The organism is Streptomyces sp. NPDC102514, from assembly GCF_055584525.1.
Map to the genome: position 1 here is coordinate 92,936 of NZ_JBVJLW010000005.1, position 22,214 is coordinate 115,149.

Here is a 22,214-nt window from a genome sequence, read left to right on the forward strand (position 1 = left end):
AACCGGCCCCCGCGCCCGCCCCTGCTCCTCCATGTCCCACTCCTCCGCGCCTCTTCGCCTCTGTCGTGCGCGGTCGGGTTCGTCTACGCTGACGGACCGATCTCATCCGTATGCGGGGAAAACGCGGGGGAAGCACTGTGAGGAACGGGGCGAATCCCCTTGCCTTTCTCGGCGGAAGCGGGAATCCCCACGGTGGAAGCGTCGCTACGACGCAGGGACCCGCCCAGCTCCAACTCCGGCGCCGGTTCGCCCGCCTGGCCGCTGTCCTGCGTGCGGCCGGTGCCCTCGGCGCGGCCCTGGTCGCCGTGGTCGGCTTCGCACCGCCCGCCCGGTCGGTGTGGGTGGCCGTCGCGGTCGTCGGACTGCTGCTGTGGAGCGGCCTGTTCACCGTTCTGACGCTGAGGCCGCATCCTCGTACCTGGCTCTACGCCGGTGACAGCGTCATCGTCGTGGCGCTCTGCCTGGCGCAGGGCGGCCTGGTCCCTGCCGAGGTCCTTCAAGCCAGTGCGGGCTCCGGATGGATCGACATGGTCGCCCGCACCGGAGTGCTCATCGCCCAGTTCACGCTGCGCCTGCCGCTGGCGGCGGCCTCGACGATCGCCATCGCGGCGGCTCACGCGGTGGGCGCCGGCCTACGGGACGCCTCCGTGGTGCTGGTGCTCCAGGGGCTGCTCGCCGCCGCTGTCGTGGCCCTGCTGCGACGCGGAGCGCGAAGGGCGGACCTCGCACTGTCCGAGGAGGCGTCCGCCCGCGCGGCGGAACGTGCCCGGTCCGCCGCCCGCACCGACGAGTTGGACCAGCAGCGGCTGCTGCACGACACCGTGCTCGCCACGCTCACCATGGTGGGCACCGGCAGCATCACCCGTGGCTCTGCCGCGCTGCCGCAACGGGCCGCGGCCGACCTGGCCGTCATCGAGGGCCTCCAGGCACACCCCGACACGGCACGCGCCGTGGCACACAGCCCGGCACCACTGGATGTCGCGCTGCGTACCGTCGTACTGACGCGGCACGTCGGCCTGCCCGCGTTGGACGTCGAGTTCGACGTGCCGCCGCTCGACCTGCCCCACGAGGTCGTGGAAGCTCTCGCGCACGGCGCCGCCGAGGCCCTGGCCAACGTGGCCCGGCACGCGGGCACCCACGCCGCCCGGGTCGCGGCCCGACGCGTCGGGGAAGGGGGCGTCGCCGTCGAAATACGCGACAGCGGACGCGGATTCGACGCTGCGGCCGTTCCCGCTCACCGGCGCGGTCTGCGCGAATCGGTGCAGGGCAGGATGACCGCCGTGGGCGGCAGCGCCCGTGCCACGTCGTCCCCCGGCTCCGGCACACGCGTCGTGCTGAGGTGGGAACCATGACTGCCGACGCGGTCGAAAACGTCACTGAGGACGTCACCGAAGCCGCCGCTGCGAACGCCGTCGGGACTGCCGTCGAGGATGTCGGCGAGGGCGTGGTCGCCACCCGCTTCGGCAGGGTCGTCGACATCGGGCTGGTCGCGATCGTCGGCGTCTGGCACCTGGGTCTGGACTCCGTGCGGGTGCTCAGGAATTGGTCGGTGTACGAGCCGCCGGCCGTCGCCGCCGGTGCCTGGCTGGCCCTCACGCTCATCCAGACGATCGGTTCCGTCCTGCTGCTGCGTTCCGCGCTCGGCGCGCGCACCGCGCGGATCCTCGCGGGGGCGGCGCTGCTCACCGGCGTCGCCGCCGCCACCGCTTACCCGCCGGGCGGGGCGATCGGCGACGTGAGCTGGGCGTGGAACACCGTGGGCTGGTTCGGCATGCTGCTCCTGATGCAGCGCCCGCTGTGGGAACTGATCGCCCTGCTCGGCGCCAACACGGCCGTCACGGTGGGTTTCCTGGCCGCCGACGGCGCACTCGACAACGTCACCCTCTCCCGTCTGCTGGCCTCGGTGTACGTCACCGCCGGTATCCAGCTGACCTTCGCGTATCTGGTGAGGCAGCTCGCCGACGGTGCGCGGGAGGCCACCGAGACCGCCGCCGCGCAGGCGGAGCACCTGGCCCGGGATACCGCCGACGAGACCGTGCACACCGAGCGCCGGCGCCGCTACGCGTACCTGCGCATCAGGGTGGAACCGTTGCTGCGAGGTCTCGCCGAAGGCCGCCTGGACCCGGGAGACACCGTCGTGCGCCGCCGCGCGGCCGTCGAGGCGGCCCGCCTGCGCAGGCTGTTCGTGGAGACGGACGACACCCCGCACCCGCTCCTGCACGAGCTGCGGGCCTGCGCCGACGTCGCCGAGCGGCGTGGCGTACGCGTCACCCTGCTGAGCTACGGCGAACTGCCCGACCTGCCCCCGCCCGTCCGCCGCGAACTGGCGGAGGGGACCCTGCTGGTCCTGGCGACCGCCGTTACCCGGGCGCGGTTGACCGTGGTGACCACACCCGAGGAGGTCGCGGTGAGCGTGGTGGCCGACGCGCCCGCTGAGACGCGTGTGGAACCGCCGGGCCTTCTCACCACCTCCTCCATGTACGACCAGGAGGAGGAGCAGCTGTGGTGGGAAACCCGGTGGCCGTTACGTCCGGCTCCCTGAGCGTCGCCGTCGTCGACGACCACCCGGTCGTCATCGAAGGCATCCAGGCCTGGCTGTCCCAGGAGCCGCGGATCTCCGTACGGCACACCGGCGAAGCCGTGGATGTGCGGCCCGGTGCCGTGGACGTCCTCATTCTCGATCTGAACCTGCACGGCCGCCTCGTCGTCGACGACATCGCCACGCTGGCCGCGGCGGGTCAACGGGTCATCGCCTTCTCGCAGTTCACCGAGCAGCGGGTGGTCCTCGAATCGCTGGAGGCCGGCGCGTGCGAGTTCGTCGCGAAGAACGAGGGCCGGGCGCACCTCGTGAACGCGGTGCTGGCGGCAGCGGGCGACCGGCCCTACGTCACCCCGACCGCCGCCGGGGTCCTCGTCGGCGACCGCGGCGCGAGCCGGCCCCGTCTCTCCTCCCAGGAACGTACAGCTCTCTTATGGTGGTTCCAGTCCATGTCGAAGGCCTCCGTGGCCCGGCGCATGGGCGTCTCGGTCCACACGGTGGACATCTACATCCGCCGGGCGAGGGTCAAGTACGCCCAGGTCGGCAGAACCGCCCCGACCAAGGCCGACATGCTGGCTCGGGCCATCGAGGACGGCCTGGTGACCCCCGACGACATCACGGGCTACGAATCGGCGGCCTTCAACAAGAACTGAACCGGACCACGCGAGGCCGTGCTACGTCGCCTCGGCCACAGCCTCACGCACGCGCCGGGATCGCAGATAGCCGCAGGCCGCATGGTTGTTCGGCGAGGGATTGTCCATCGCGATGTCGGCGATCACCTTCGCCCCGGTCCTGAAGTCGTCGGCCAGGGTGGTGTCCAGGGTGACGAGGTCGAGCGGGTCGGCGAAGTTCGTCCACAGCCGTACCGGGACGGGAACCTTCAGAGGGCGCGTGATGACGTCCTGGATCTCGGTGTAACCCAGTGGCGAACCCAGCGTGATGAACAGTGGGATCTCCTTCCGAGCAGATCCGACCTCGCTCAGCACGTCATAGGCGACGACGGTGCCCAGACTGTGGCTGATCACCACAACGGGTCCGTTCACGGCGCCGAGGACCCTGCGTAGCCGGTCCCTGATCCTGTCCCGGGCGTCGGTGAAGAAGTACCCGTTGGCATCCGGGATGAGGTGACTCAGAAGTTGGCGCAGCAGAAGGCGACGCAGCGGGGCGGGCAACGGCAGCAGCGCGGCGACGTCGGCAGCCGGGCGGGCGCCCGCGGTCGGGGCGAAGCCGGTCGTGCTCGCGGCGCGGGCTGCCATGCTGACGGTCAGAGCGAGGGCGAATTCCTGTCCATCCGGTGTCATCTTGCCGAACGTCTCGCGAACCTGGGTGTCTTCGACGACTGCGGTGTCGGCGAACGCCTCGGACACGAGCGCCCCCAACGCACCGCTCGCGCCGCACGCGTCGGCCGCGATCGCGGACGGGTGGTCGTGCAGCAGGTCGGCGTAGTAGACCATCCGAGTCCGCTCACCCATGTCCCGCTCGAACAAGTCCTCGTCCCAGGCACGCTTGAGGTCGTCCTCCGGCGGCTTATTGCCGGCGCCATGTACATAGAGGAACGTTGCCGAGTCCGCGTCGATTTCCATAGCGGAATCCCCCTCCCTTTTTCCTCCGCGGAGCGTGGTCGCAGGGAGCGTCCCTCTCCGCCGAGTTCCAGTCAACCCGCCATTAAGCGTAGAGAAGGCCGACGGGATCGCGCGTTCGAAAGCTCTTGATTCCTGCGGAAGCAAGAAATGAATCTTCACCAAAAGTGAGAGGCGGGATTCCTGCTCCCCGGGGCTGGCCAACGCGCTGCCCCCGCAGGATGCTGCGAAATCCAGAAGCGTGAGCCAGGGACAGGTGATCACCATGCCCGACGACAAACGTGCGCTCGATTATCTGCGGCAGTTCGGCTACCTCCCGGTCGAAGTGGCCCTCGACTCACCTCAGGGCCCGGCGGCCGTGCGGGCCTGCCAGGCCATGGCCCTGCTGCCGGCCACCGGGACGCTGGACGCCGAAACGGAGAAGGTCTTCGAACGGCCGCGTTGCGGGTTCCCGGACCGGAAAGGCGCCCGTGAGGGCGGCCTCGGGACCTTCGTGGCCTTCGGTACCGTATGGGATCACGCAATCATCACCTATCGCATCAACAACCTCTCTCCCGACTTGGATTCAGGGCGTCAACGCAGCCTTATCTCGACGGCCTGGGATCGGTGGGCATCGGTGGTTCCGCTGATATTCCGTGAGACCGATGGGGAGCCCGACGTCGAAATCCTCTTCGGTGCGCGTCAGCACGGCGATGCTTTCCCGTTCGACGGACCCGGAGGTGTCCTCGCACACGCGTTCTTCCCGCCACCGAATGCCGGAACACTGGCCGGAGACGCGCATTTCGACGAGGACGAGACCTGGCAGGAGGGATTCACCGGAAATGGCTTCGACCTGCTGACGGTCATGGTGCACGAATTCGGTCACTCGCTGGGGCTGGATCACACCTCGGTGCCCAGTTCGACGATGAACCCCTTCTATCCGACGCCGTCGGTCCCCGCCGCGGACGACCGCGCGGGGATCCGCGCGGTCTACCGGCGCCACATCTGGGTGGCGTCGCTCTACCGCGATGTACTCGGGCGCCGCTTCGACGACAACGGTCTCGACGGCTGGGTCCGCAGCCTGTTCTCAGGTGCCGGCCCCCAGGATGTGGCCCGCGGATTCTGCTACTCGGAGGAGCACTCCGGACAGATCGCCACCGAGTTGTACTTCACTCTGCTGGACCGGGCACCTGGCGACGCGGGCCTGGCCGGCTGGCGCGGCCAGCTGCAGCAGGGCATGGGATGCCAGTCGGCCATCGTCGCGTTCCTCGACGGCGCCGAGTACCGAGCCAAGTACCCGTCGGACGACGCGTTCATCGATTCCCTCTACCGCCGCCTGCTCGGCCGTCCTCCGGACGCCGGGGGTCTCGACTTCTGGCGTCAGCGCATGCGGGACGGCATGCCGCGCTTCGAGGTCGCACGCGGCTTCGTGCTGTCCGAGGAGTACTGCCGCAACCACAGCCGCGATCTCTACCAGCGCTACCTGCGCCGGCAGCCGGATGCCGCGGGATGGCAGGACTGGACCGATCAGCTGATGCGCGGACTCAACCAGCAGGACGCCCTGATCGGATTCGTCGCGTCACCCGAATACCAGACCGCCGTCGAAGCTTGGTGGTAGGCGAACAGCTTCTGTGTGTCCGCTTCTGAGGTCGCTGCGCGCAGTCCGGACCGCGCCGGTACGCGGGTCAAGGGCCAGCTCCCGGTCGCCGTCCATGACCACCGGCCCCCAGTCCGTCAGGAGAGCGCCCGCCACGACGACAGACGGTCTCGGGACGCACCGACGCTGCCAGCTACACCGACGTATCGGTCACAGCCCGGCTGTCCGACGTCACCGTCGACCGAGCTCGGCACACCACCACCGTGTCCGGCTCCCACGTCACCGCTGACGTCTCCACCGAGGCCATGACGCGGCGAATGGCTTCTGGTGACGGCAAGGACGCCGCCATGATCTCCGGCATCACCACCAACCCCACAGCGGGAACCCTGGATCTGACCGTCCACGGCGGCCTGGCCACGATCCGGGTCACGCCCACCGTGGCCGACGGCAAGCTGGAACTGTCGGTGACCGGCGGCGAAGTACTCGGCTCCCCCGCCCCGCCGGCTCTGCTGGACCGCGTACAGACGGCTGTCGACGCCCGGCCCACGCAGGACGGTCCGGAGCCACAGGGCGGGGCCGCCGCGCTCGGCCTCCGGCTGGCTGAGGTGACCGTCACGGACGATGGCCCACGGGCCGGTCTCTCCGGTGGCAGGGCCGAACTCGAACGCACGGGGACCTGACCGACGGATCAGAGTGCCGATGTGCGCCGATTACGGTACATCACCAGGAGAGACAGTCTCGATGGTCACTGCGGCCGTTCCGAACCCGCTCCTTCTCGCCAATCGAGGAGTTCGACCAGGCCAATGGCGCCATCCATGCCCACTCGTGGTTCCTTGCCAACCTCGCACTTACCTAATTACGTCCAGGGTCTAATCTCGGCGATCTGTAAGTAGACTCAGCGTGCCTCACTGGCGCAGCAGAGAACGCCTACGATCACGACAGCCCAGAACATACCCCCGCCCTGCTCCTGAAAGTCCTCCTCGGTGAGGCCCAACTCCTTGACCATGTCGAGGATCTTTGACCTGTCACCCTTGATGGTCTCCTGCAGAAGTGCTTGAAACTCCTTCGGGTGGTCGCGCAATTTTGCGCTGATTATTTCTAGGTCCTTCTGGGCCTTGGTCAGCCCCTCGAACGGGAAGGTCGCATCGAATTCGATACGCCCTACACGATCCATGGACATCCCGAGCCCCGAGACCCTCTGGGGCATACCGGATATCCTGACATCCATTTGAGCCGTGACGTTCTTCATGCTTCTCCTCGATTGAGGCTCTGCCCAGATATCTCGTTTCCCACACGCAGGGTCCTCCAGACAGACGGGAGGGTCAATACGAAAGAAGTCGTATCCGTCTACGCTGAAACAAGCCAGTGATCTGGATGACCGGGACTATCACACGGTCGCGTGGTCGACCATGGTCATGGCTTCGCCCGATGTGAGCGACTGACTGAACTACGCTAGGGACTGATTGAGAAGTTGCTGGAGTGATGACGTTCCGTATCGAACACACTTGCCCAACCAGTCACTAATGAAACCAATACAGAACGGTCCGCTTCCGTCGCAGCAGTAGCTCCATCCTTGAGCGTGGGTATGGAGCGATCCGAATACATCCAAGGAAAAGAAAGCGGATTCGCTACTATCACCATCGGTGTCTGCACAGAACCATGGTGTGGCGATATGGAGAACACGCGTACCGGTCACACCCCGACGGCTGGTCGAGAAGTCCCTCGCGGGCACTGGGCACTCAGGCGAAGCACCATCGGAACCAGAACCGCGCTCGGTCGTTCCACCCACGTTTACCGAGGTTGTCTACTCGAACACGGTGCTCAAGCCAGAGCGTTCCGTCCTCGGGGAACGGTGTGACCTGGAGAGTGATGGCCGAATAGGAGGTCATCACGTCGACAGACGAAATGGTGTTAGCGGCGTTCTTCCATCCCCACCAGAGAAAGCCGCAGGACCACAGCTTGGAGAGATCCGCGACACCGCTCGTGGTGTCCAGTGCGCGCCATCCACAGCCACCGAGGTTTTCGTGTTCCCAGAACTCGACAACTCCCGACCCGGCGGGTAGAGGGTTGGATCCACCTCCCTCGATCCGACAGCCACTCGCGGCCGCCGCTGCGACCGACCTGGAGCCTTTGGTGGGTTCCGAAAGCAGAGTCGCCTTTGACGCGGACGCTCGGGCGAGGCAATGCTGTTGGGCATCGTCCAGGTCGCTGAAGATGTGGAGTGCGCCGCCCGCGACAGTGTCCCGGTCGACGACGGTATGCAACGGTTTCTTCGGCTGTTCCACCAATTCCAGAACCTTCGCAGGGCCAATCGGATCCCCATCGAACGCCACCGGGCCACGCGGCACACCGTGCCGAGTCCGATCATGTGGGATACCCGCGTCGATACCTTTTGACCAGGGCAGGCGAAGGGACATTCTTGTCACCTCATCTTCTCGTCTCAGGAGGATCGTCCGGGAAGGGCGCCAAGCTCTACCACGATGCTGGGACTGCCACGAGGTAGCAAGTCACTGGGGGAATGAGAGACCGCTTCCGGCCGCGGCCATGCGGTACACGTCACTAATCGGGCGTCAGCAGGAGGCTGCTTCGCGCCGACTACGTAAGTGACCTACGCCTTTCGCCACATAAGACCTTCCGTTACCCGGGCGACTTCGGCTACTCCGCTTCTCATCGCATTGATGCGCCTGCACGAGGGAGCCATCAACGAGCGCGATCGTCGGAGCGTAGCTCGACATGCGGCCATCCAGGCCTGGCCAGAGCACAATCCGCCAATGAGATCGCTGCGTTCCTCTGGGCTGCCAAAGCTCATCAGGATTCCGTTCTCGCGGCGACCCATGTTGTCAACAGGCGCCCGCAACAATGCAAGGAAGATTTCGGCTTGGGCCGTAGTTCTCTTCGCCCCCACCCTCGTCGGCACCATCTACGGCAGGAACTTCACGCACATGCACGAGTTGCACGCGAAGTGACTGGTCAGAGCGCAGCAGTCCGGTGCGGGGGCAGTCCGGCGCGTCTCCGAGGGCAGTCTCCGTGCCCCGGCGCTACCTGACTCGGTACCCGCGTTGCGTCTAACGTCCGAGAGTGAGCCTTTGGACTTCTCTGGAACCCGCCTCCGCGACCGTGGACCCGGGTGGCAGTACGACGGTGCGGCTGCGTCTGCGCAACACCGGTGACGTGGTGGACGAGTACCGCTTCGAGGCGGTCGGTCCGCTCGCGCCGTGGGCGAGGGTGGAGCCGCAGGTGCTGCGGCTCTATCCGGGGACGACCGGTTCCGTGCAGGTGACGTTCGCGCCGCCGCGTACGCCGGACGCGACGGCGGGACCCAATGCGTACGCGGTCCGGATCACGCCGACGGAGCATCCGGAGGCGACGACGGTTCCCGAGGGGAATCTGACGATCACTCCGTTCACGGAGGTGCGGGCGGAGTTGGTGCCGCCGACCGTGAAGGGCCGCTTCCGGGGCCGTCCGAAGCTGGCCGTGGACAACCTGGGCAACACGAAGCTCACCGCGTCGGTGGGCGGCACCGACAACGGCGATCACTTGTCGTACGACATCCATCCGTCGAACGTGCAGATCGAGCCGGGGCGTGCGGCGTTCGTGAAGACGACGCTCAAGCCACGCCAGATCATCTGGTTCGGGTCGAAGGAATCCCGGCCCTACACGTTGGCCGTCCAACGGTCCGGGGTGGACCCGCTGGACGTCGAAGGCACGTACGTCCAGAAAGGCTTCCTGCCGCGCTGGCTCGCCACCTTCCTCGGCATCTTCATGGCACTCGCCATCACCTTCGTGATGCTGTGGATCGCCTACAAGCCCAGCGTCCGCAGCTCCGCCACCGAGAAGATCCAGGAAGCCGGCATCAGCACCCTGGCTCCCTCCCTCTCACCGACCCCCGAAGCGCCGAAGGCCCCGTCCTCCGTCCCCACGGCGCCCCCGGCCGCGACCGAGACGCAGAAGGCGGGCGGAGGCGGGGGCGGAGGCGGGGGCGGGGGCGGCGGTTCCGAGGACAAGGAGACCAAGGCCCCGGAGCGGACGGCGGCCACCGCCGTCCAGAAACTCGCCGCTCAGGACCCGACCGGACGGCACATCTGCTACCGGGCCTACGTGTCCGGCAAGGGCTGGACCGACGCCGTGTGCGACGGCGAGACGGCCGGCACAGTGGGCGAGGAGACGCCGCTCAAGGCCGTCAACATCGCCGTGTCCGGAACCAAGGGCACCAGCAGCGCCGCCTTCGTCCACAACCCCGACTCCACCAACGGTGAAGGGCACTTCCCCGAGCCGTGGTCGGGCGCCGCCGACGGTATCGACAACTACGTCGGCAGCACCAAGAAGGACGCCCCGAACATGCTGGGGCTCACCATCAACGTCGGAGGCGGCGCCAGCAGCGTCTGCCAGACCGCCCACGTCCACAACGACGCCTGGCTCGGCCTGGAATGCGACGACCCCAAGTCCGGGTTCGACTTCACCTACGCCGGCACCCACAACAACGACCTCTGGCTCGAAGCGATCAAGCTCACGGTGTGAACCACCGAGGACGGGAGGGGGTGCCGGCACCGGTTGCCGGCACCCCCTTCCGTCTGCTTCGTCAGCTTCGTCAAGCAGCCAGGGCTGCGGGTGTGGTGGCGAGTGCGTCGGGTTCGGCGAGCAGGTCCATGAGGGTGGCTCGGGCGCGGGCCACCCGGGAGCGGACCGTTCCCACGGGGCAGTCGCTGAGCACGGCCGCCTCCGCGTAGGGCAGCCCCATCAACTGCGTGAGCACGAACGCCTCACGGCGCTCGTCCGGCAGCGCGGCCAGCAGATCGAAGAGTACGACGCCGTCGTCGAAGCCGGGCAGGCCGCGCGGCTGGGCCCGTTCGACCGCCAGCCGCCAGTCCGGTACGTCGGACAGGCGGGGCCGGGCAGCGGCGTACCGGAGGCTGTCGACCACGGCGCGGCGCGCGATGGCCAGCAGCCAGGTACGGGCCGAGCAGCGGCCCTCGAATCTGTGCAGGCTGCCGAGCGCCCGCAGGAACGTGTCCTGGGCCAGGTCGTCGGCGGCCTGGGGGTCGGCGGAGAGGTACGCGACATAGCGCACGACGTCACGGTGCAGGGCGCGCACGAAACGCTCGACGGCGTCCGGGTCGCCGCCCCGGGCGGCCAGCGCCCAGGCGGTTATCGACTCGTCGACGGATGCCGCAGTCTCACCACCACTGCCGCTTCTGTCACTTCCGATGCTTCTGTCACTTCCGATGCTTGCGTCGCCGCTGTTGCTCGCGCCGCTTCTGTTGCTCGCGTCGCCGCTGTCGCTTCCGCCGTGTGGGACGGGCGGGGCAGGAGTGATCACCAGGTGTCCTTCTCGGGTCATCCGTGATCCGGACCGACGGGCGCGTACGCGTGGTGCGCGCCCATGGCGCGCTCGCACGTCGGTCCGGCGAGGGGGTGCGGCCGTACACGGAGGTACGGCCGAGGCCCGAGGCGCGCAGGGCGACGCCTCGGGGATCCGGCTGTCTCAACTGGCAGCGGAGCCCACGGGCGGACCCCGAGAAGTGATGGCGTGGACGAGAAGGAGTCGCCGCGGCGAACGGTCGGAGGAACCGCGGCGGGCGCGAATGCGCGGGCGGTGCGGGGGCGTGGGCAGCGCGAGCAGCAGCCGCAGGGGGGCGACCAGCCGTCCGGCCACCGCGCGCAGGATGCGGAAGGCGGCGCGTTCGCCGTACGCCAGCCACAGACCGCACAGCAGCGCGGCCAACAGGTGGGCGGCGAGCATGCCGAGCGAGGACGTTCCGTCCATGGTGTGCGCCGACTGACTCATGGCATCCGAGCCCATATGGCCCGCCCCTATGTGCCCGGCGCCCATGTGCGCCGCGGCCATGTGGCCTGAACCCATGTGCCCCATCGACGACATGGACCCCATGTCCGTGGTCGACATGGTGGTGGCCGACATGTTCGTGGCACCCAGCGCATCCATGGCGTCCATGGAAGACATGTGCGCCGCCCCCGTCCCCCGGCCGGACGCCACCGCCCCCGCGGCCGACCCCGCGAGCGAGAACGACCAGTGGAGCAGGCCCTGGGTGACGACCACCACCGACACGATCAGCGGGAGTCCGCGCTCCCGGTCGGCCAGGCACCAGCCCGCGCCGCCCGTCGCCACGGTCCCGGCGGCCATCGTCCACCAGGCCACCGGGGCGCCGGACATCAGCACGTGGCCGAGGGCGGCGAGCAGCACACAGACGACCGCGAACACCGCGGCCCGTACCGTGCGCACACCCCACCCAGCAGTCATGACGGGCCTCATCCTCGCATTCGTCGCGCGTGCGTCGTGGTGAGGTACGGGAATTGCCCCCGTCCCACCCTCAACACGCGACGCGTGATCCAGAACACATGGCAGGCCCGGAACTTCACCCGCGTCCGAACCGACGTCCGCGCCCGCTCCCCCACATGAGCAGCCCCGCCCTCACGCGCGGGCCTCCCCCCGCGTCGGCATCCGTACGTCCACCGCCGTCAGCGCCATCGCCAGGGGACCCGGTGCCAGGAACGCCAGCGGCAGCAGCATCCACGCGCACATCAACGCCGCCGCGAGGGCGAGCAGGACGAGGCCGCTGCCGCCCGCGTCCCCGACGGAGTCCCGGGCGGCGCCGGCCACCGCCGCCCGCCAGTCGGTGAGGGACTCGGGGCGCCCGCAGGCACGCAGGCCGACGACAGCCGCGTACCCGCCGATCGCCGCGGCGACGACGGCGAACAGCGGGGCGCCGGGCAGTCCGGCGCGGGCCAGGGCCAGGTCCGCCCAGAGCAGCAGGACACCGGCCAGGACCAGTGCTCCGGCCGCGAGGTCGCCGGGGCGCAGCCGTCGTCGCAGGGTCGTCAGATACCGGCCCGCCGTGGCCGGTCGGTCCTCGCGGGCGCCGCGCAGGACCGCGCACGCCGTGGACAGCGCGGCGGGCAGGGTGACGACCGGCAGGGAAGCGAGGGCCGTGCACACGCCCACGCTCAGCACGTCGGCGAACAGCGTCATGCGCGGCCCGAAGACCTCACCCGGCTCCCGGGCCTGCCCGCCGCCCGCCCCTCGGCTCCCGCTCATCCCTTGATCCCGGAGTTCGCCATGCCCTCGACCAGGAAACGCTGGAAGGCGAGGAAGAACAGCACGATCGGCAGCAGGGCGATCACCGACATCGCGAACATCGGGCCGAAGGCCGAGGTGCTCGACGCGTCCACGAACGACCGCAGGGCCAGCGTGAGCGTGAACTTCTCCGGCGAGAAGAGGTAGATCAGCTGGGTGAAGAAGTCGTTCCACGTCCAGATGAACGTGAAGATCGCCGTGGTGATCAGCGCGGGCCGGGTCAGCGGCAGGATGACGAGGAAGAAGCTGCGGAACGGCCCGCAGCCGTCGATCCGCGCCGCCTCCTCCAGCTCGCGCGGCAGCCCCCGCATGAACTGCACGATGAGGAAGACGAAGAACGCCTCCGTGGCGAGGAACTTGGGCAGGATCAGCGGCCAGTAGGTGTTCACCATGCCGAGCTGGTTGAAGATGATGTACTGCGGGATCAGCACGGCGTGGTGCGGCAGCATGATCGTCGCGATCATGAAGGCGAACAGCGGCCCGCGGAAGCGGAACCGCAGCCGCGCGAAGGCGTACGCGGCCAGGGAGCAGCTGAGTACGTTGCCGACGACCGCGCCGCCCGCGATGAGCAGCGAGTTGCCGAGCAGCCGCCACACGGAGACGTCGTTCACCCCGTCGAGGGCGGTCGAGTAGTTGGACCACTCCAGGCTGCCGGGCAGCAGGTCGAGGCTGGCGATCACCTCGTCGGCGGGCTTGAGCGAGGTCGCGAGCAGCCAGGCCAGCGGGTACAGCATGACGAGGAGCGCGGCGAGGGCGCCGAGGTGCAGGGCGACGCGGCGCCGGGCGACCGGCCTGCGTACAGGTGAGGCCGTAGGGGCTGTGGAGGCCGTGCTGGTGGTCGAGGTGGTCATCGGTCCCCCTCGGACGCGTAGAAGACCCAGGTGCGGGACGTGCGGAACAGCACCGCCGTGACGGCGCCGATGACGATCAGCAGGACCCAGGCCATCGCGGAGGCGTAGCCCATGTGGGAGGCGACGAAGCCGCGGTCGTAGAGGTAGAGGGTGTAGAAGAGCGTCGAGTCGGCGGGGCCGCCCTTGCCGCCGCTCACCGCGAAGGCGGGGGTGAAGACCTGGAAGGCCTGGATGGTCTGGAGCACCAGGTTGAAGAAGATCACCGGGGAGAGCATGGGCACGGTGATGGACAGGAACTGCCGCCACCTGCTCGCCCCGTCCACGGACGCCGCCTCGTACAACTCGGTGGGGATCTGCTGGAGTCCGGCGAGGAAGATGACCATGGGGGCGCCGAACTGCCACACCGTCAGCAGGGCGACGGCGAACAGCGCCCAGCCGGGCCGGTTGACCCAGCCGCCGGTGCCGAGCAGGTTGTCGACCGTGCCGCCGTCGTTGAACAGCGCCCGCCACACGAGGGCGATGGACATGGAGGCGCCGAGCAGGGAGGGGGCGTAGAACGCCGAGCGGTAGAAACCCCGGCCGCGTCGCATGGACTTGAGGCCGAGCGCGACGACGAGGGCGAGGCCGAGCTGGAGGGGCACGGCGATGACGACGTAGGTGAGGGTCGCGCCGACCGAGCGCCAGTAGCGCGGGTCCTCGGTGAACATCTGCGTGTAGTTGCGCAGGCCCACCCAGTGGGGCGGGTTGAACAAGTCGTAGTCGGTGAAGGAGAGATAGAGCGATACGACCATCGGCAGCAGGGTCAGCACGGCGGCGCCGAGCACCCATGGGGAGAGGAACACCCAGGCTGCGCCCTCGCGTCGACGTCCGCCGGGCCGCTTCGCGGGAACGGCCTTCTCGGCGGGGGCGGTCGCGGGCGTGTCGGTGGTGGTGGTCATGACCTCAGCTCCGCCTTCGCCTCGGTGACGTAGTCCTCGGCCGCCTCGCGGGGCGACATCCGCTCGTACGACACCTGGTCGTAGTCCCGCTGGAAGGTGGTCTGCAGCGCGCTGTCCCCCGAGGGCGGGGCCTGGGGAGGGGCTTCGAGGTCTCCTTCCAGGGACGCCTGGTAGTCGAAGACCGTCTTGTCGAAGTCCTTGAGGCCGGGGGCGATCGACTCGCGGAGCGACTCGTTGACGGGGATGCCGCGGGTGGCGCCGAGGATCTTCGCGGCGTCCGGGTCGTTCAGCATGAAGTCGACGAGTTGCACGGACTCCTTCGGATGGCCCGTGTCGGCGGCGACGCCCATGAACATCGAGGGCTTGAAGTACTGGCCCGGGGTGCCGTCCTCGCCGGACGGCATCGGCGCGAGGGTGACCCCGTCGGGCACGAGCGCGACGAACCCGCTGGAGGGCGCGTCCCAGTTGCTGTCGGAGATCGCCCTGCCGCGCCCGAGCGGGGTGTTCTCGACCGTGCCGTCGAGCTGGGTGGTCTGCTCGGCGGGCGAGACGGCGCCCTCCCTGCGGAGCTTGTCGGCGAAGGTCCACCAGCGGGTCAGGTCGTCGACGGTGAAGCCGAGCCGGCGGTCCTCGGTGTAGAGGCTCTTGCCCCGGCCGCGCAGCCAGACCTCGAAGGCGTCCTCGCTCTGCCCGGGGTCGGTGGCGCCGGGCCTGCCGGTCCGTTCGGCCAACTCCCGCATGGCGTCGGCCCATTCGCTCCAGGTCCAGCCCTCGCGCGGCAGGGCGACCCCGGACTTCTTCCACTGCGCGGTGTCGTACACCACGGTCTCCGTGCCGCGGGCCTGCGGGATCGCGTACTGCTTGCCGTCCACCTTCCCGGTGGCGAGGAGGCCCGCGTCGAACTCGCCGGTGTCCAGCACGGAGCGCTGCTCGGCGAAGTCCAGCAGGACGCCTCCGGAGGCGTACTGGTCGATCATGCGGTAGTCGAGCTGCATGGCGTCGGGGGCGTCGCCGCCCGCCGCCTGGGTGGCGAGCTTCTGCTTGTAGGCGTCGTAGCCGGAGAACGACGTCTGCACCTCGATCTCCGGGTGCTTCCTCTCGAAGAGGTCGACGGCCTCCTGGGTTCTGGCCGCCCGGTCCGGGTTGCCCCACCAGGTGTAGCGCAGGACCACCCTGCCGCCGTCGCCGCCCGCCCCGTCCGGCCCCGAGCAGCCGGTGAGGAGCGAGCAGGACACCAGCAGCACCGTGGCCGCCGCGATGCGCGGCCGCCAGGACTTCCTTGTCCTGTTTCCGGGCATGAGTGGGTCACCTCATTCGTCAGAAAGCGCTTCCACCCCCTGCCCGACGACCCTAGGGATGGTCCTGATGTCAGAACAAGCCCCCTGCACGGACCCTTACGCGGACCCTCACACGGACCCGTACGGGGCGGCCCGGACGGATTCCGCTTCGCGTCGCCGCTGTGCCGTGGTGGGCCTGGGCGCCCGCGCCCGGCTGTTCACCCAGGCGCTGGCCGGACCGTACGCGGACCGCGTCGACCTCGTCGGATTCTGCGACGTCAACGCGCACCGGATGGCGGTCCACAACGGCTGGCTCACGGCCGACCATCCCGGCCGCGAGCCCGTACCGGCGTACGCGGCCGAGGACTTCGACCTGATGCTGCGGCGCGAGCGGGTGGACCTCGTGGTGGTGTGCAGCGTCGACCGGACCCACGACGACTACATCGTGCGCGCCCTGGACGCGGGCTGCGACGTGGTCACCGAGAAGCCGATGACGACGGACGCCGACCGCGCGCGCCGCATCCTCGCGGCCCGGCAGCGCTCCGGCCGCGAGGTGCGGGTCGCCTTCAACTACCGCTACAACCCGGTGCATTCGGCCGTACGGGAACTCATCGCGGCCGGGGAGATCGGCGAGGTCGGCTCGGTGCACTTCGAGTGGCTGCTCGATCTGCGGCACGGCGCGGACTACTTCCGGCGCTGGCACCGCAACAAGGCCGATTCCGGCGGCCTGATGGTCCACAAGTCGACGCACCACTTCGACCTGGTGAACTGGTGGCTCGGCACCGAACCGGAGACCGTCTTCGCCCAGGGCGGCCTCTTCTTCTACGGCGACGAGGCGGGCGGGCGACGCGGTCTGGCCCGGCCCTACACCCGCGCGCACGGCTCCCCCGCCGCTCAGGGCGACACCTTCGCCGTGCACCTGGCGGACTCGCCCGTGCTCGGCGCGCTGTACCTGGACGCCGAGGGCGAGGACGGCTACCACCGCGACCAGAACGTGTTCGGGCCCGGCGTGACCATCGAGGACGACATGGCGGTCCTCGTGCGGTACGCGTCCGGGGCGTCCCTGACCTACCACCTCACGGCGTACGCCCCCTGGGAGGGCTACCGCGTCGCGTTCAACGGCAGCGAGGGCCGGCTCGAACTGCTCGTCGAGGAGTCGACGTGGTCGCGCCCCGGGACTCGTACCGACGAGGGCTCCGAGGGGCACACCGGCGTACGGGCCGAGGGCGCGAGCGCGGTCCTGCACGGCGCGGACGTGGGCGACGAGGCAGGCCGCACCGAACTGCTGCTGCGCCGGCACTGGGAACGGCCGCGCGAGGTGAAGGTGCCGACCGGTGAGGGCGGCCACGGCGGCGGAGACGTACGGATGCTCCAGGACCTGTTCGGCCCCCACCGCACCGCCCCGGACCCGCTGGGCCGGGCGGCGGACGCGCGCGACGGGGCGAAGTCGCTGGTGACGGGGCTCGCGGCGAACGAGTCGTTCGTGACGGGGGTGCCGGTCCGGGTGCGGGATCTGCTGGACGTCTGAGGCGGCTGCGACAACGGCGTGTTTGTCGCAGCTGTGTGCTTACGATCCAGGGATGGCTCTCTTTCTTGTGTGTCGGGACACCATGTTGGACGCCGACGAGGCATGGCGGCGGCTCACCCTGTGGGAGCGGCATGCCGATGTGGTGCCGTTGACGCGGGTCCGGGTCGTCACGCTGCCGCCGCGTGGGGCGGGCACGGTGTTCGTGGCACGTACCGGGGTGGGGCCGGTGGCGTTCGACGACCGTATGGAGGTCGTCGTCTGGCGGCCACCCCTGGATCGCACACCCGGACTGTGCCGGCTCGTCAAGCGCGGCCGGCTCGTCGTCGGGTGGGCCGAGATCGAGGTACGGCCGACGGCGGGCGGCGGCTCGCAGGTGCGGTGGCGGGAGGACTTGGGGGTGCGAGGGGTGCCTCGCGCCCTCGACCCCGTACTGGGGCGGGCGGGCCGGTGGATGTTCGGACGGGCGGTGGACCAGCTGCTGTCACACCCCTGAGGGCTGAGCCCGTCAGCCGCTGCCTGTCATGTGTGTTGCCCTGCCATGTGTCTTGGCCCGTCGTGTGTCTTGGCCGGCCATGCGTCGTGACCTGTCATGTGGCTTGACCTGCCATGCGTCGTGACCTGCCATGCGTCGTGACCTGTCATGCGTCGTGACCTGACATGTGTCGTGACCAGTCGCGACCTGTCACGCGGGGGTCTCGTCGCCCAGGAGTCTCAGCGCCTCCGCCACCACCACCTCCAGCATCGTCTCCGGGTCCGTCGCGCGGGCGAGGAGCATGCCTCCCTCGCACAGGGCTCCGAAGACGAGCTGGCAGCGGGCCGTCAGGGCCGCGTCGGGTGTGCCGCCGGCCTCGCGTACCGCGTGCTCCATGGCCTCGCGCAGGACGCGCAGAGCGTGCTCGTACTCGATCTCGCGCACCGTCTCCCAGCCGAGGACGGACGGGGCGTCGAGGAGGACGACACGCTGGAAGCCCGGGTCGAGGCAGTGTTCGAGAAACGTCCGGGCGCCCGCACGGAGCGCCGCACGCGGGTCGGGCGCGGCGGCTCCGGCCCGGAACAGCGCTTCCGCCAGCAACTCCTGATGGCGTACGAAGACGGCGTGGAACAGGGCCGTCTTGCCGCCCGGGAAGTGGTGGTACGCGGCCCCTTTGGTGACCCCCGCCTTGGCCGCGACGGCGTCGAGGGGCGCACCCGCGAAACCGTGGCTGCCGAACAACTCCGTCGCCGCGTCGACCAGTTGGGAGGTGGTCGCGCCGGATCGTTCGGCCTGGGTCCGTCGGACCATCCGGCTCATCAACTCCCTTGACAGACATACCGAGGGTACGTAACTTAGCCGATCCGATTACATACCCTCGGTATGGAAGTGAGCCTCGCCATGACGGCACAGGCAACACCGGAACCGACGACGTCATCCACGACGACCCGCGCAACGGCACGAAAGGCACCCCTCTTCGCGGTCTACGGCGCCACCGGGCACACCGGAAGGGTCGTCACCGCCGAACTCCTCGCCCGGCAGCAGCACGTGATCCTCGCCGGACGCGACGAGCGGGCCCTGCACGCGGTCGCCGCCGAACTCGCGGCCCCGGATCTCGTACGCGTCCGGCACGCACCCCTCGACGACCGCCCCGCCCTGCGCGCGCTCGCCGAGACCGCCGACGTGATCATCCACTGCGCGGGGCCGTTCACCACCACCGGGGAACCCGTCGCCACCGCCGCGGCGGAGACCGGCACCGCGTACGTGGACCACGCGATCGAGCCGCACCATGTGAAGTACCTCTTCGACTCCCTCCAGGCCACCGCCCAGCGCACCGGAGCGGTCCTCGTCCCGCAGATGAGCTTCTACGGCGGACTGGGCGATCTGCTGGCCGCGGCGGCAGCGGCGGGACTGCCCGACGTGGACAAGGTGACCGTCGGTTACGCGGTCACGGGCTGGCGCATGACCCAGGGCGCCGTGAACACCGCCAACCTGCTGATCGGTGAGATCGACCGCATCGGTTTCACGGACGGGGCACAGCGGGTGGGACCCGTGGAGATCCGCAACGCGGTCTTCCCGTTCCCGCCGCCCGTCGGACCCCGTACGACGATCGCGCCCTTCCCCTCGGGCGAGGTCGTCACGGTCCCGCGCCATGTTCCGGCCCGGGCCGTGGAGGTCCAGCTGACCGCCTCCACCTTCGAGGAGGAGCAGATCTTCAGCAGCGTGGACGTGAGTCCGCAGGAGCGCGCGAAGACCGAGTTCACCGTCGCGGTCCAGGTCACCGGGGCCGCCGGTGGCGGGCGCAACGCCCATGTCCGGGGCAGGGACATCTGGCGGGCCGGGGCTGTCGTCTCGGTCGAGGCCGCGCTGCGGCTGGCGGGCGGGGAGGGACCGGCGAAGACGGGCGTGCTGGCCCCCGCGGAAGCCTTCGCGGCGCCCGAGTTCCTGCGCGCGCTCGCCGAGTCGGGCACCTTCGCCCTCACCCTGCCCGGCTGACGGTCACCGGGGCCCCTCCCCGACGCCCCTCCCCTGCGTGCGTTGCCCTACGCGTGTTCCCCGCGGGCCGCCCCCGGGACTCCCGCGGTACGCCTCGGCGAAAGTCTGTGGAACGAGTCCGCCCGGAGTTGCGAGACTGGGACCCATGAACGACATGGGGCGGTTCCGTCAGGCAGTCGTCCAATGGGCGGCCGGCGGCGCGGGGGCGGCGGAAGCGGGCACGAGCGCGCGGGAGGCGGCGGCCGGCGCCGGGCTGCGTACCGTCGTGCTCGTCGAGGGGGGCAGCGACCAGGTCGCCGTCGAGGCGCTGGCCGCCCGGCTCGGCCGGGACCTCGACGAGGAGGGCGTCTCGGTGGTGCCGCTCGGGGGCGCCATGAGCGTCGGCAGGTTCGTGGACCTGTGCGGGCCGCAGGGACTCGACGTGCGGCTCGCCGGACTGTGTGACGTGGCCGAGGAGAGGTTCTTCCGGCGGGCCCTCGAACGGGCCGGGATCGGCTCCGGCCTGACGACCGACGGGCTGGAGTCGCTCGGGTTCTTCCTGTGCCACGCGGACCTGGAGGACGAGTTCATCCGCTCCCTGGGCGCCGACGTCATCCAGCAAGTGGTGGAGGAACAGGGCGAGTTGCGCGCGTTCCGCACCCTCCAGAACCAGCCCGCGCAGCGGGGATGGACCGTGGAGCAGCATCTCCACCGCTTCATGGGTACGCATGCCGGCCGCAAGGCCCAGTACGCGCAGGAACTCGTCGCGAGCCTGGACCTCGACCGGACGCCGCCCCCGCTGGAACGGCTGCTCGCCCACGTCTGATCGCCCACGTCCGACACACCGCGTCGGCCGGAGTGTCAGGCCACCGCCCCGACTCGCCGCATCGGCGTGGGCACGGGCATCTGCGACGCGTCGTGGTGGATCGGCGTGTGTGCGCCGGTGAGCGACACCCCGCTCCCGCCCCGCCGGTTCGCGACGATCTCCGAGGCGATGGACAGGGCGGTCTCCTCGGGCGTACGGGCGCCGAGGTCGAGGCCGATGGGCGACCGCAGCCGGGCCAACTCCCGCTCCGACAAACCCACTTCACGGAGCCGTTCGTTGCGGTCGAGGTGGGTGCGGCGGGAACCCATCGCCCCCACGTACGCGACCGGCAGCCGCAGCGCGAGCGCGAGGAGCGGTACGTCGAACTTGGCGTCGTGGGTCAGGACGCACAGGACCGTGCGCGCGTCGACCTCCGTGCGTTCCAGGTAGGTGTGCGGCCACTCCACGACGATCTCGTCCGCCTCCGGGAAGCGTGCGGCCGTCGCGAAGACGGGGCGCGCGTCGCAGACCGTCACGCGGTGGTTGAGGAACTTGCCGATACGGACCAGGGCCGCGGCGAAGTCGATCGCCCCGAAGACGATCATCCGGGGCGGCGGGACCGACGACTCGATGAGCACGGTGAGCGGCGCTCCGCAGCGGGAGCCCTGCTCGCCGATCTCCAGGGTGCCGGTGCGGCCCGCGTCCAGGAAGGCACGCGCCTCCTGCGCCACGGTGCGGTCCAGTTCGGGGTGCGCGCCGAAGCCGCCCTCGTACAGGGCGTCTGGGCGTACGAGGAGGGCGCGGCCCCGTAGTTCCGCCGGGCCGGAGACGATGCGGGCGAGTGCCGCCGCGTTTCCGTCGGCGGCTGCGGTGAGGGCCGAGGCGAGCACCTCGCGGAGGGGTGAGGAGGTGTGCACCGGGGTCACCAGGATGTCGATGATGCCGCCGCAGGTCAGGCCTACGGCGAAGGCGTCCTCGTCGCTGTACCCGAAGCGTTCGAGGACGGGCTGCCCGTCGTGCAGTGCCTGTTGGCACAGGTCGTAGACGGCTCCCTCCACGCAGCCGCCGGAGACCGAGCCGATTGCCGTGCCGGCGGCGTCCACGGCGAGGGCGGCGCCGGGGTGTCTCGGTGCGCTTCCGCCTACGGCGACGACGGTGGCCACGGCGAAGTCGCGGCCTTCCGCGGCCCACCGCTGCAGGTCTTCGGCAATGTCCAGCATGTCCCGGTCTCCTTTTCCCTGCGGGTGCGTTGTCGCTGGCCGCGCCGTTCACAGCTCCCCTTGGGGGCGGGGCTCGTCGTCGGCTGCCGGTGCGTCGTGGCCGGGCGCGCCGTTCCCCGCGCCCCTTCGGGGGCGGGGCTCGTCGTCAGCTGCCGGTACGTCGTGGCCGGGCGCGCCGTTCCCCGCGCCCCTTGGGGGGGGCGGGGCTCGTCGTCGGCTGCGGGTGCGTCGTGGCTGGGCGCGCCGTTCCCCGCGCCCCTTAAAGCTCGGTGCGTTGTCGCTGGGCGCGCCATTCCTCGCGCCCCTTACGGGGTGGGGGTGTGCCCCGGCTTTTGGGCTTTAGGGGCGCGGGGAACTGCGCGCT

Annotated in this window: 21 protein-coding genes; 10 read left to right on the forward strand and 11 right to left on the reverse strand. The window is 69.8% G+C overall.

What is annotated here, in order from left to right; all coding sequences use genetic code 11:
• The first annotated feature begins 137 nt into the window (after positions 1 to 137).
• From ACZ60E_RS14885 to ACZ60E_RS14895, 3 genes are read left to right on the forward strand one after another with little or no spacing between them, the layout of a single operon-like run.
• Entirely contained in the window at positions 138 to 1,352 is a 1,215-nt protein-coding gene (locus ACZ60E_RS14885; RefSeq protein WP_469440620.1) for a sensor histidine kinase, read from the forward strand.
• Positions 1,349 to 2,542, forward strand: coding sequence for a hypothetical protein (locus tag ACZ60E_RS14890; RefSeq protein WP_469440622.1), 1,194 nt, complete (start codon positions 1,349 to 1,351; stop codon positions 2,540 to 2,542). Before ACZ60E_RS14885 ends, ACZ60E_RS14890 begins: the two co-directional genes overlap by 4 nt.
• A complete protein-coding gene (locus tag ACZ60E_RS14895; RefSeq protein ID WP_469440625.1) occupies positions 2,518 to 3,192 on the forward strand; it encodes a response regulator transcription factor in 675 nt (224 codons plus the stop codon). The genes ACZ60E_RS14890 and ACZ60E_RS14895 overlap by 25 nt, the downstream gene beginning before the upstream one ends.
• Positions 3,193 to 3,213: 21 nt before the next feature.
• Here ACZ60E_RS14895 and ACZ60E_RS14900 read toward each other — a convergent pair whose 3' ends face one another.
• Positions 3,214 to 4,122 (reverse strand): hypothetical protein, encoded by a 909-nt coding sequence (locus tag ACZ60E_RS14900; protein WP_469440627.1) that lies wholly within the window; start codon positions 4,120 to 4,122, stop codon positions 3,214 to 3,216.
• A 262-nt stretch (positions 4,123 to 4,384) separates the two neighbouring features.
• Here ACZ60E_RS14900 and ACZ60E_RS14905 point away from each other — a divergent pair, with 262 nt between their 5' ends.
• Together ACZ60E_RS14905 and ACZ60E_RS14910 are read left to right on the forward strand one after the other, a co-directional pair.
• The gene (locus tag ACZ60E_RS14905; protein WP_469440629.1) at positions 4,385 to 5,716 is read left to right on the forward strand and encodes a matrixin family metalloprotease; all 1,332 of its coding nucleotides are present in this window, start codon (positions 4,385 to 4,387) and stop codon (positions 5,714 to 5,716) included.
• 242 nt (positions 5,717 to 5,958) lie between these two features.
• Positions 5,959 to 6,375, forward strand: a complete 417-nt coding sequence (locus ACZ60E_RS14910; protein WP_469440632.1) for a hypothetical protein — start codon at positions 5,959 to 5,961, stop codon at positions 6,373 to 6,375.
• A 215-nt stretch (positions 6,376 to 6,590) separates the two neighbouring features.
• Here ACZ60E_RS14910 and ACZ60E_RS14915 read toward each other — a convergent pair whose 3' ends face one another.
• Together ACZ60E_RS14915 and ACZ60E_RS14920 are read right to left on the reverse strand one after the other, a co-directional pair.
• On the reverse strand, positions 6,591 to 6,944 hold the full coding sequence (locus tag ACZ60E_RS14915) for a hypothetical protein (RefSeq protein ID WP_469440635.1): 354 nt from the start codon (positions 6,942 to 6,944) through the stop codon (positions 6,591 to 6,593).
• Between the two features lie 490 nt (positions 6,945 to 7,434).
• Positions 7,435 to 8,112, reverse strand: a complete 678-nt coding sequence (locus ACZ60E_RS14920) for a hypothetical protein (protein ID WP_469440637.1) — start codon at positions 8,110 to 8,112, stop codon at positions 7,435 to 7,437.
• A 661-nt stretch (positions 8,113 to 8,773) separates the two neighbouring features.
• On the opposite strand from ACZ60E_RS14920, the gene ACZ60E_RS14925 reads away from it, so the two are divergent.
• A complete protein-coding gene (locus ACZ60E_RS14925) occupies positions 8,774 to 10,213 on the forward strand; it encodes a COG1470 family protein (RefSeq protein WP_469440640.1) in 1,440 nt (479 codons plus the stop codon).
• A gap of 70 nt (positions 10,214 to 10,283) precedes the next feature.
• On the opposite strand, the gene ACZ60E_RS14930 is transcribed toward ACZ60E_RS14925, so the two are convergent.
• From ACZ60E_RS14930 to ACZ60E_RS14955, 6 genes are all read right to left on the reverse strand, one after another.
• Positions 10,284 to 10,901, reverse strand: a complete 618-nt coding sequence (locus tag ACZ60E_RS14930; RefSeq protein WP_469441189.1) for a sigma-70 family RNA polymerase sigma factor — start codon at positions 10,899 to 10,901, stop codon at positions 10,284 to 10,286.
• A 276-nt stretch (positions 10,902 to 11,177) separates the two neighbouring features.
• On the reverse strand, positions 11,178 to 11,951 hold the full coding sequence (locus tag ACZ60E_RS14935; RefSeq protein ID WP_469440642.1) for a hypothetical protein: 774 nt from the start codon (positions 11,949 to 11,951) through the stop codon (positions 11,178 to 11,180).
• Positions 11,952 to 12,122: 171 nt separating this feature from the next.
• A complete protein-coding gene (locus tag ACZ60E_RS14940; protein WP_469440644.1) occupies positions 12,123 to 12,746 on the reverse strand; it encodes a hypothetical protein in 624 nt (207 codons plus the stop codon).
• On the reverse strand, positions 12,743 to 13,636 hold the full coding sequence (locus ACZ60E_RS14945; protein WP_469440647.1) for a carbohydrate ABC transporter permease: 894 nt from the start codon (positions 13,634 to 13,636) through the stop codon (positions 12,743 to 12,745). Before ACZ60E_RS14945 ends, ACZ60E_RS14940 begins: the two co-directional genes overlap by 4 nt.
• Complete coding sequence (locus ACZ60E_RS14950) at positions 13,633 to 14,574, reverse strand: carbohydrate ABC transporter permease (protein ID WP_469440650.1); 942 nt, start codon at positions 14,572 to 14,574, stop codon at positions 13,633 to 13,635. Before ACZ60E_RS14950 ends, ACZ60E_RS14945 begins: the two co-directional genes overlap by 4 nt.
• Positions 14,571 to 15,872 carry an ABC transporter substrate-binding protein gene (locus ACZ60E_RS14955; protein ID WP_469440653.1) on the reverse strand — a complete coding sequence of 434 codons (1,302 nt, stop codon included), beginning with the start codon at positions 15,870 to 15,872 and terminating at the stop codon, positions 14,571 to 14,573. The genes ACZ60E_RS14950 and ACZ60E_RS14955 overlap by 4 nt, the downstream gene beginning before the upstream one ends.
• Before the next feature lie 67 nt (positions 15,873 to 15,939).
• Here ACZ60E_RS14955 and ACZ60E_RS14960 point away from each other — a divergent pair, with 67 nt between their 5' ends.
• Both ACZ60E_RS14960 and ACZ60E_RS14965 read left to right on the forward strand, forming a co-directional pair.
• Positions 15,940 to 17,379 carry a Gfo/Idh/MocA family protein gene (locus ACZ60E_RS14960; RefSeq protein WP_469440656.1) on the forward strand — a complete coding sequence of 480 codons (1,440 nt, stop codon included), beginning with the start codon at positions 15,940 to 15,942 and terminating at the stop codon, positions 17,377 to 17,379.
• Positions 17,380 to 17,431: 52 nt separating this feature from the next.
• Positions 17,432 to 17,872, forward strand: coding sequence for an SRPBCC family protein (locus ACZ60E_RS14965; RefSeq protein ID WP_469440659.1), 441 nt, complete (start codon positions 17,432 to 17,434; stop codon positions 17,870 to 17,872).
• 189 nt (positions 17,873 to 18,061) lie between these two features.
• On the opposite strand, the gene ACZ60E_RS14970 is transcribed toward ACZ60E_RS14965, so the two are convergent.
• Positions 18,062 to 18,661, reverse strand: a complete 600-nt coding sequence (locus tag ACZ60E_RS14970; protein WP_384799622.1) for a TetR/AcrR family transcriptional regulator — start codon at positions 18,659 to 18,661, stop codon at positions 18,062 to 18,064.
• Between the two features lie 90 nt (positions 18,662 to 18,751).
• Here ACZ60E_RS14970 and ACZ60E_RS14975 point away from each other — a divergent pair, with 90 nt between their 5' ends.
• On the forward strand, positions 18,752 to 19,846 hold the full coding sequence (locus ACZ60E_RS14975) for a saccharopine dehydrogenase NADP-binding domain-containing protein (RefSeq protein ID WP_469440663.1): 1,095 nt from the start codon (positions 18,752 to 18,754) through the stop codon (positions 19,844 to 19,846).
• Between the two features lie 145 nt (positions 19,847 to 19,991).
• Entirely contained in the window at positions 19,992 to 20,651 is a 660-nt protein-coding gene (locus tag ACZ60E_RS14980; protein ID WP_469440665.1) for a TOPRIM nucleotidyl transferase/hydrolase domain-containing protein, read from the forward strand.
• A gap of 35 nt (positions 20,652 to 20,686) precedes the next feature.
• Here the strand turns inward: ACZ60E_RS14980 and ACZ60E_RS14985 are convergent, their stop codons facing one another.
• Entirely contained in the window at positions 20,687 to 21,850 is a 1,164-nt protein-coding gene (locus ACZ60E_RS14985) for an XdhC family protein (RefSeq protein WP_469440666.1), read from the reverse strand.
• Positions 21,851 to 22,214 lie beyond the last annotated feature (364 nt).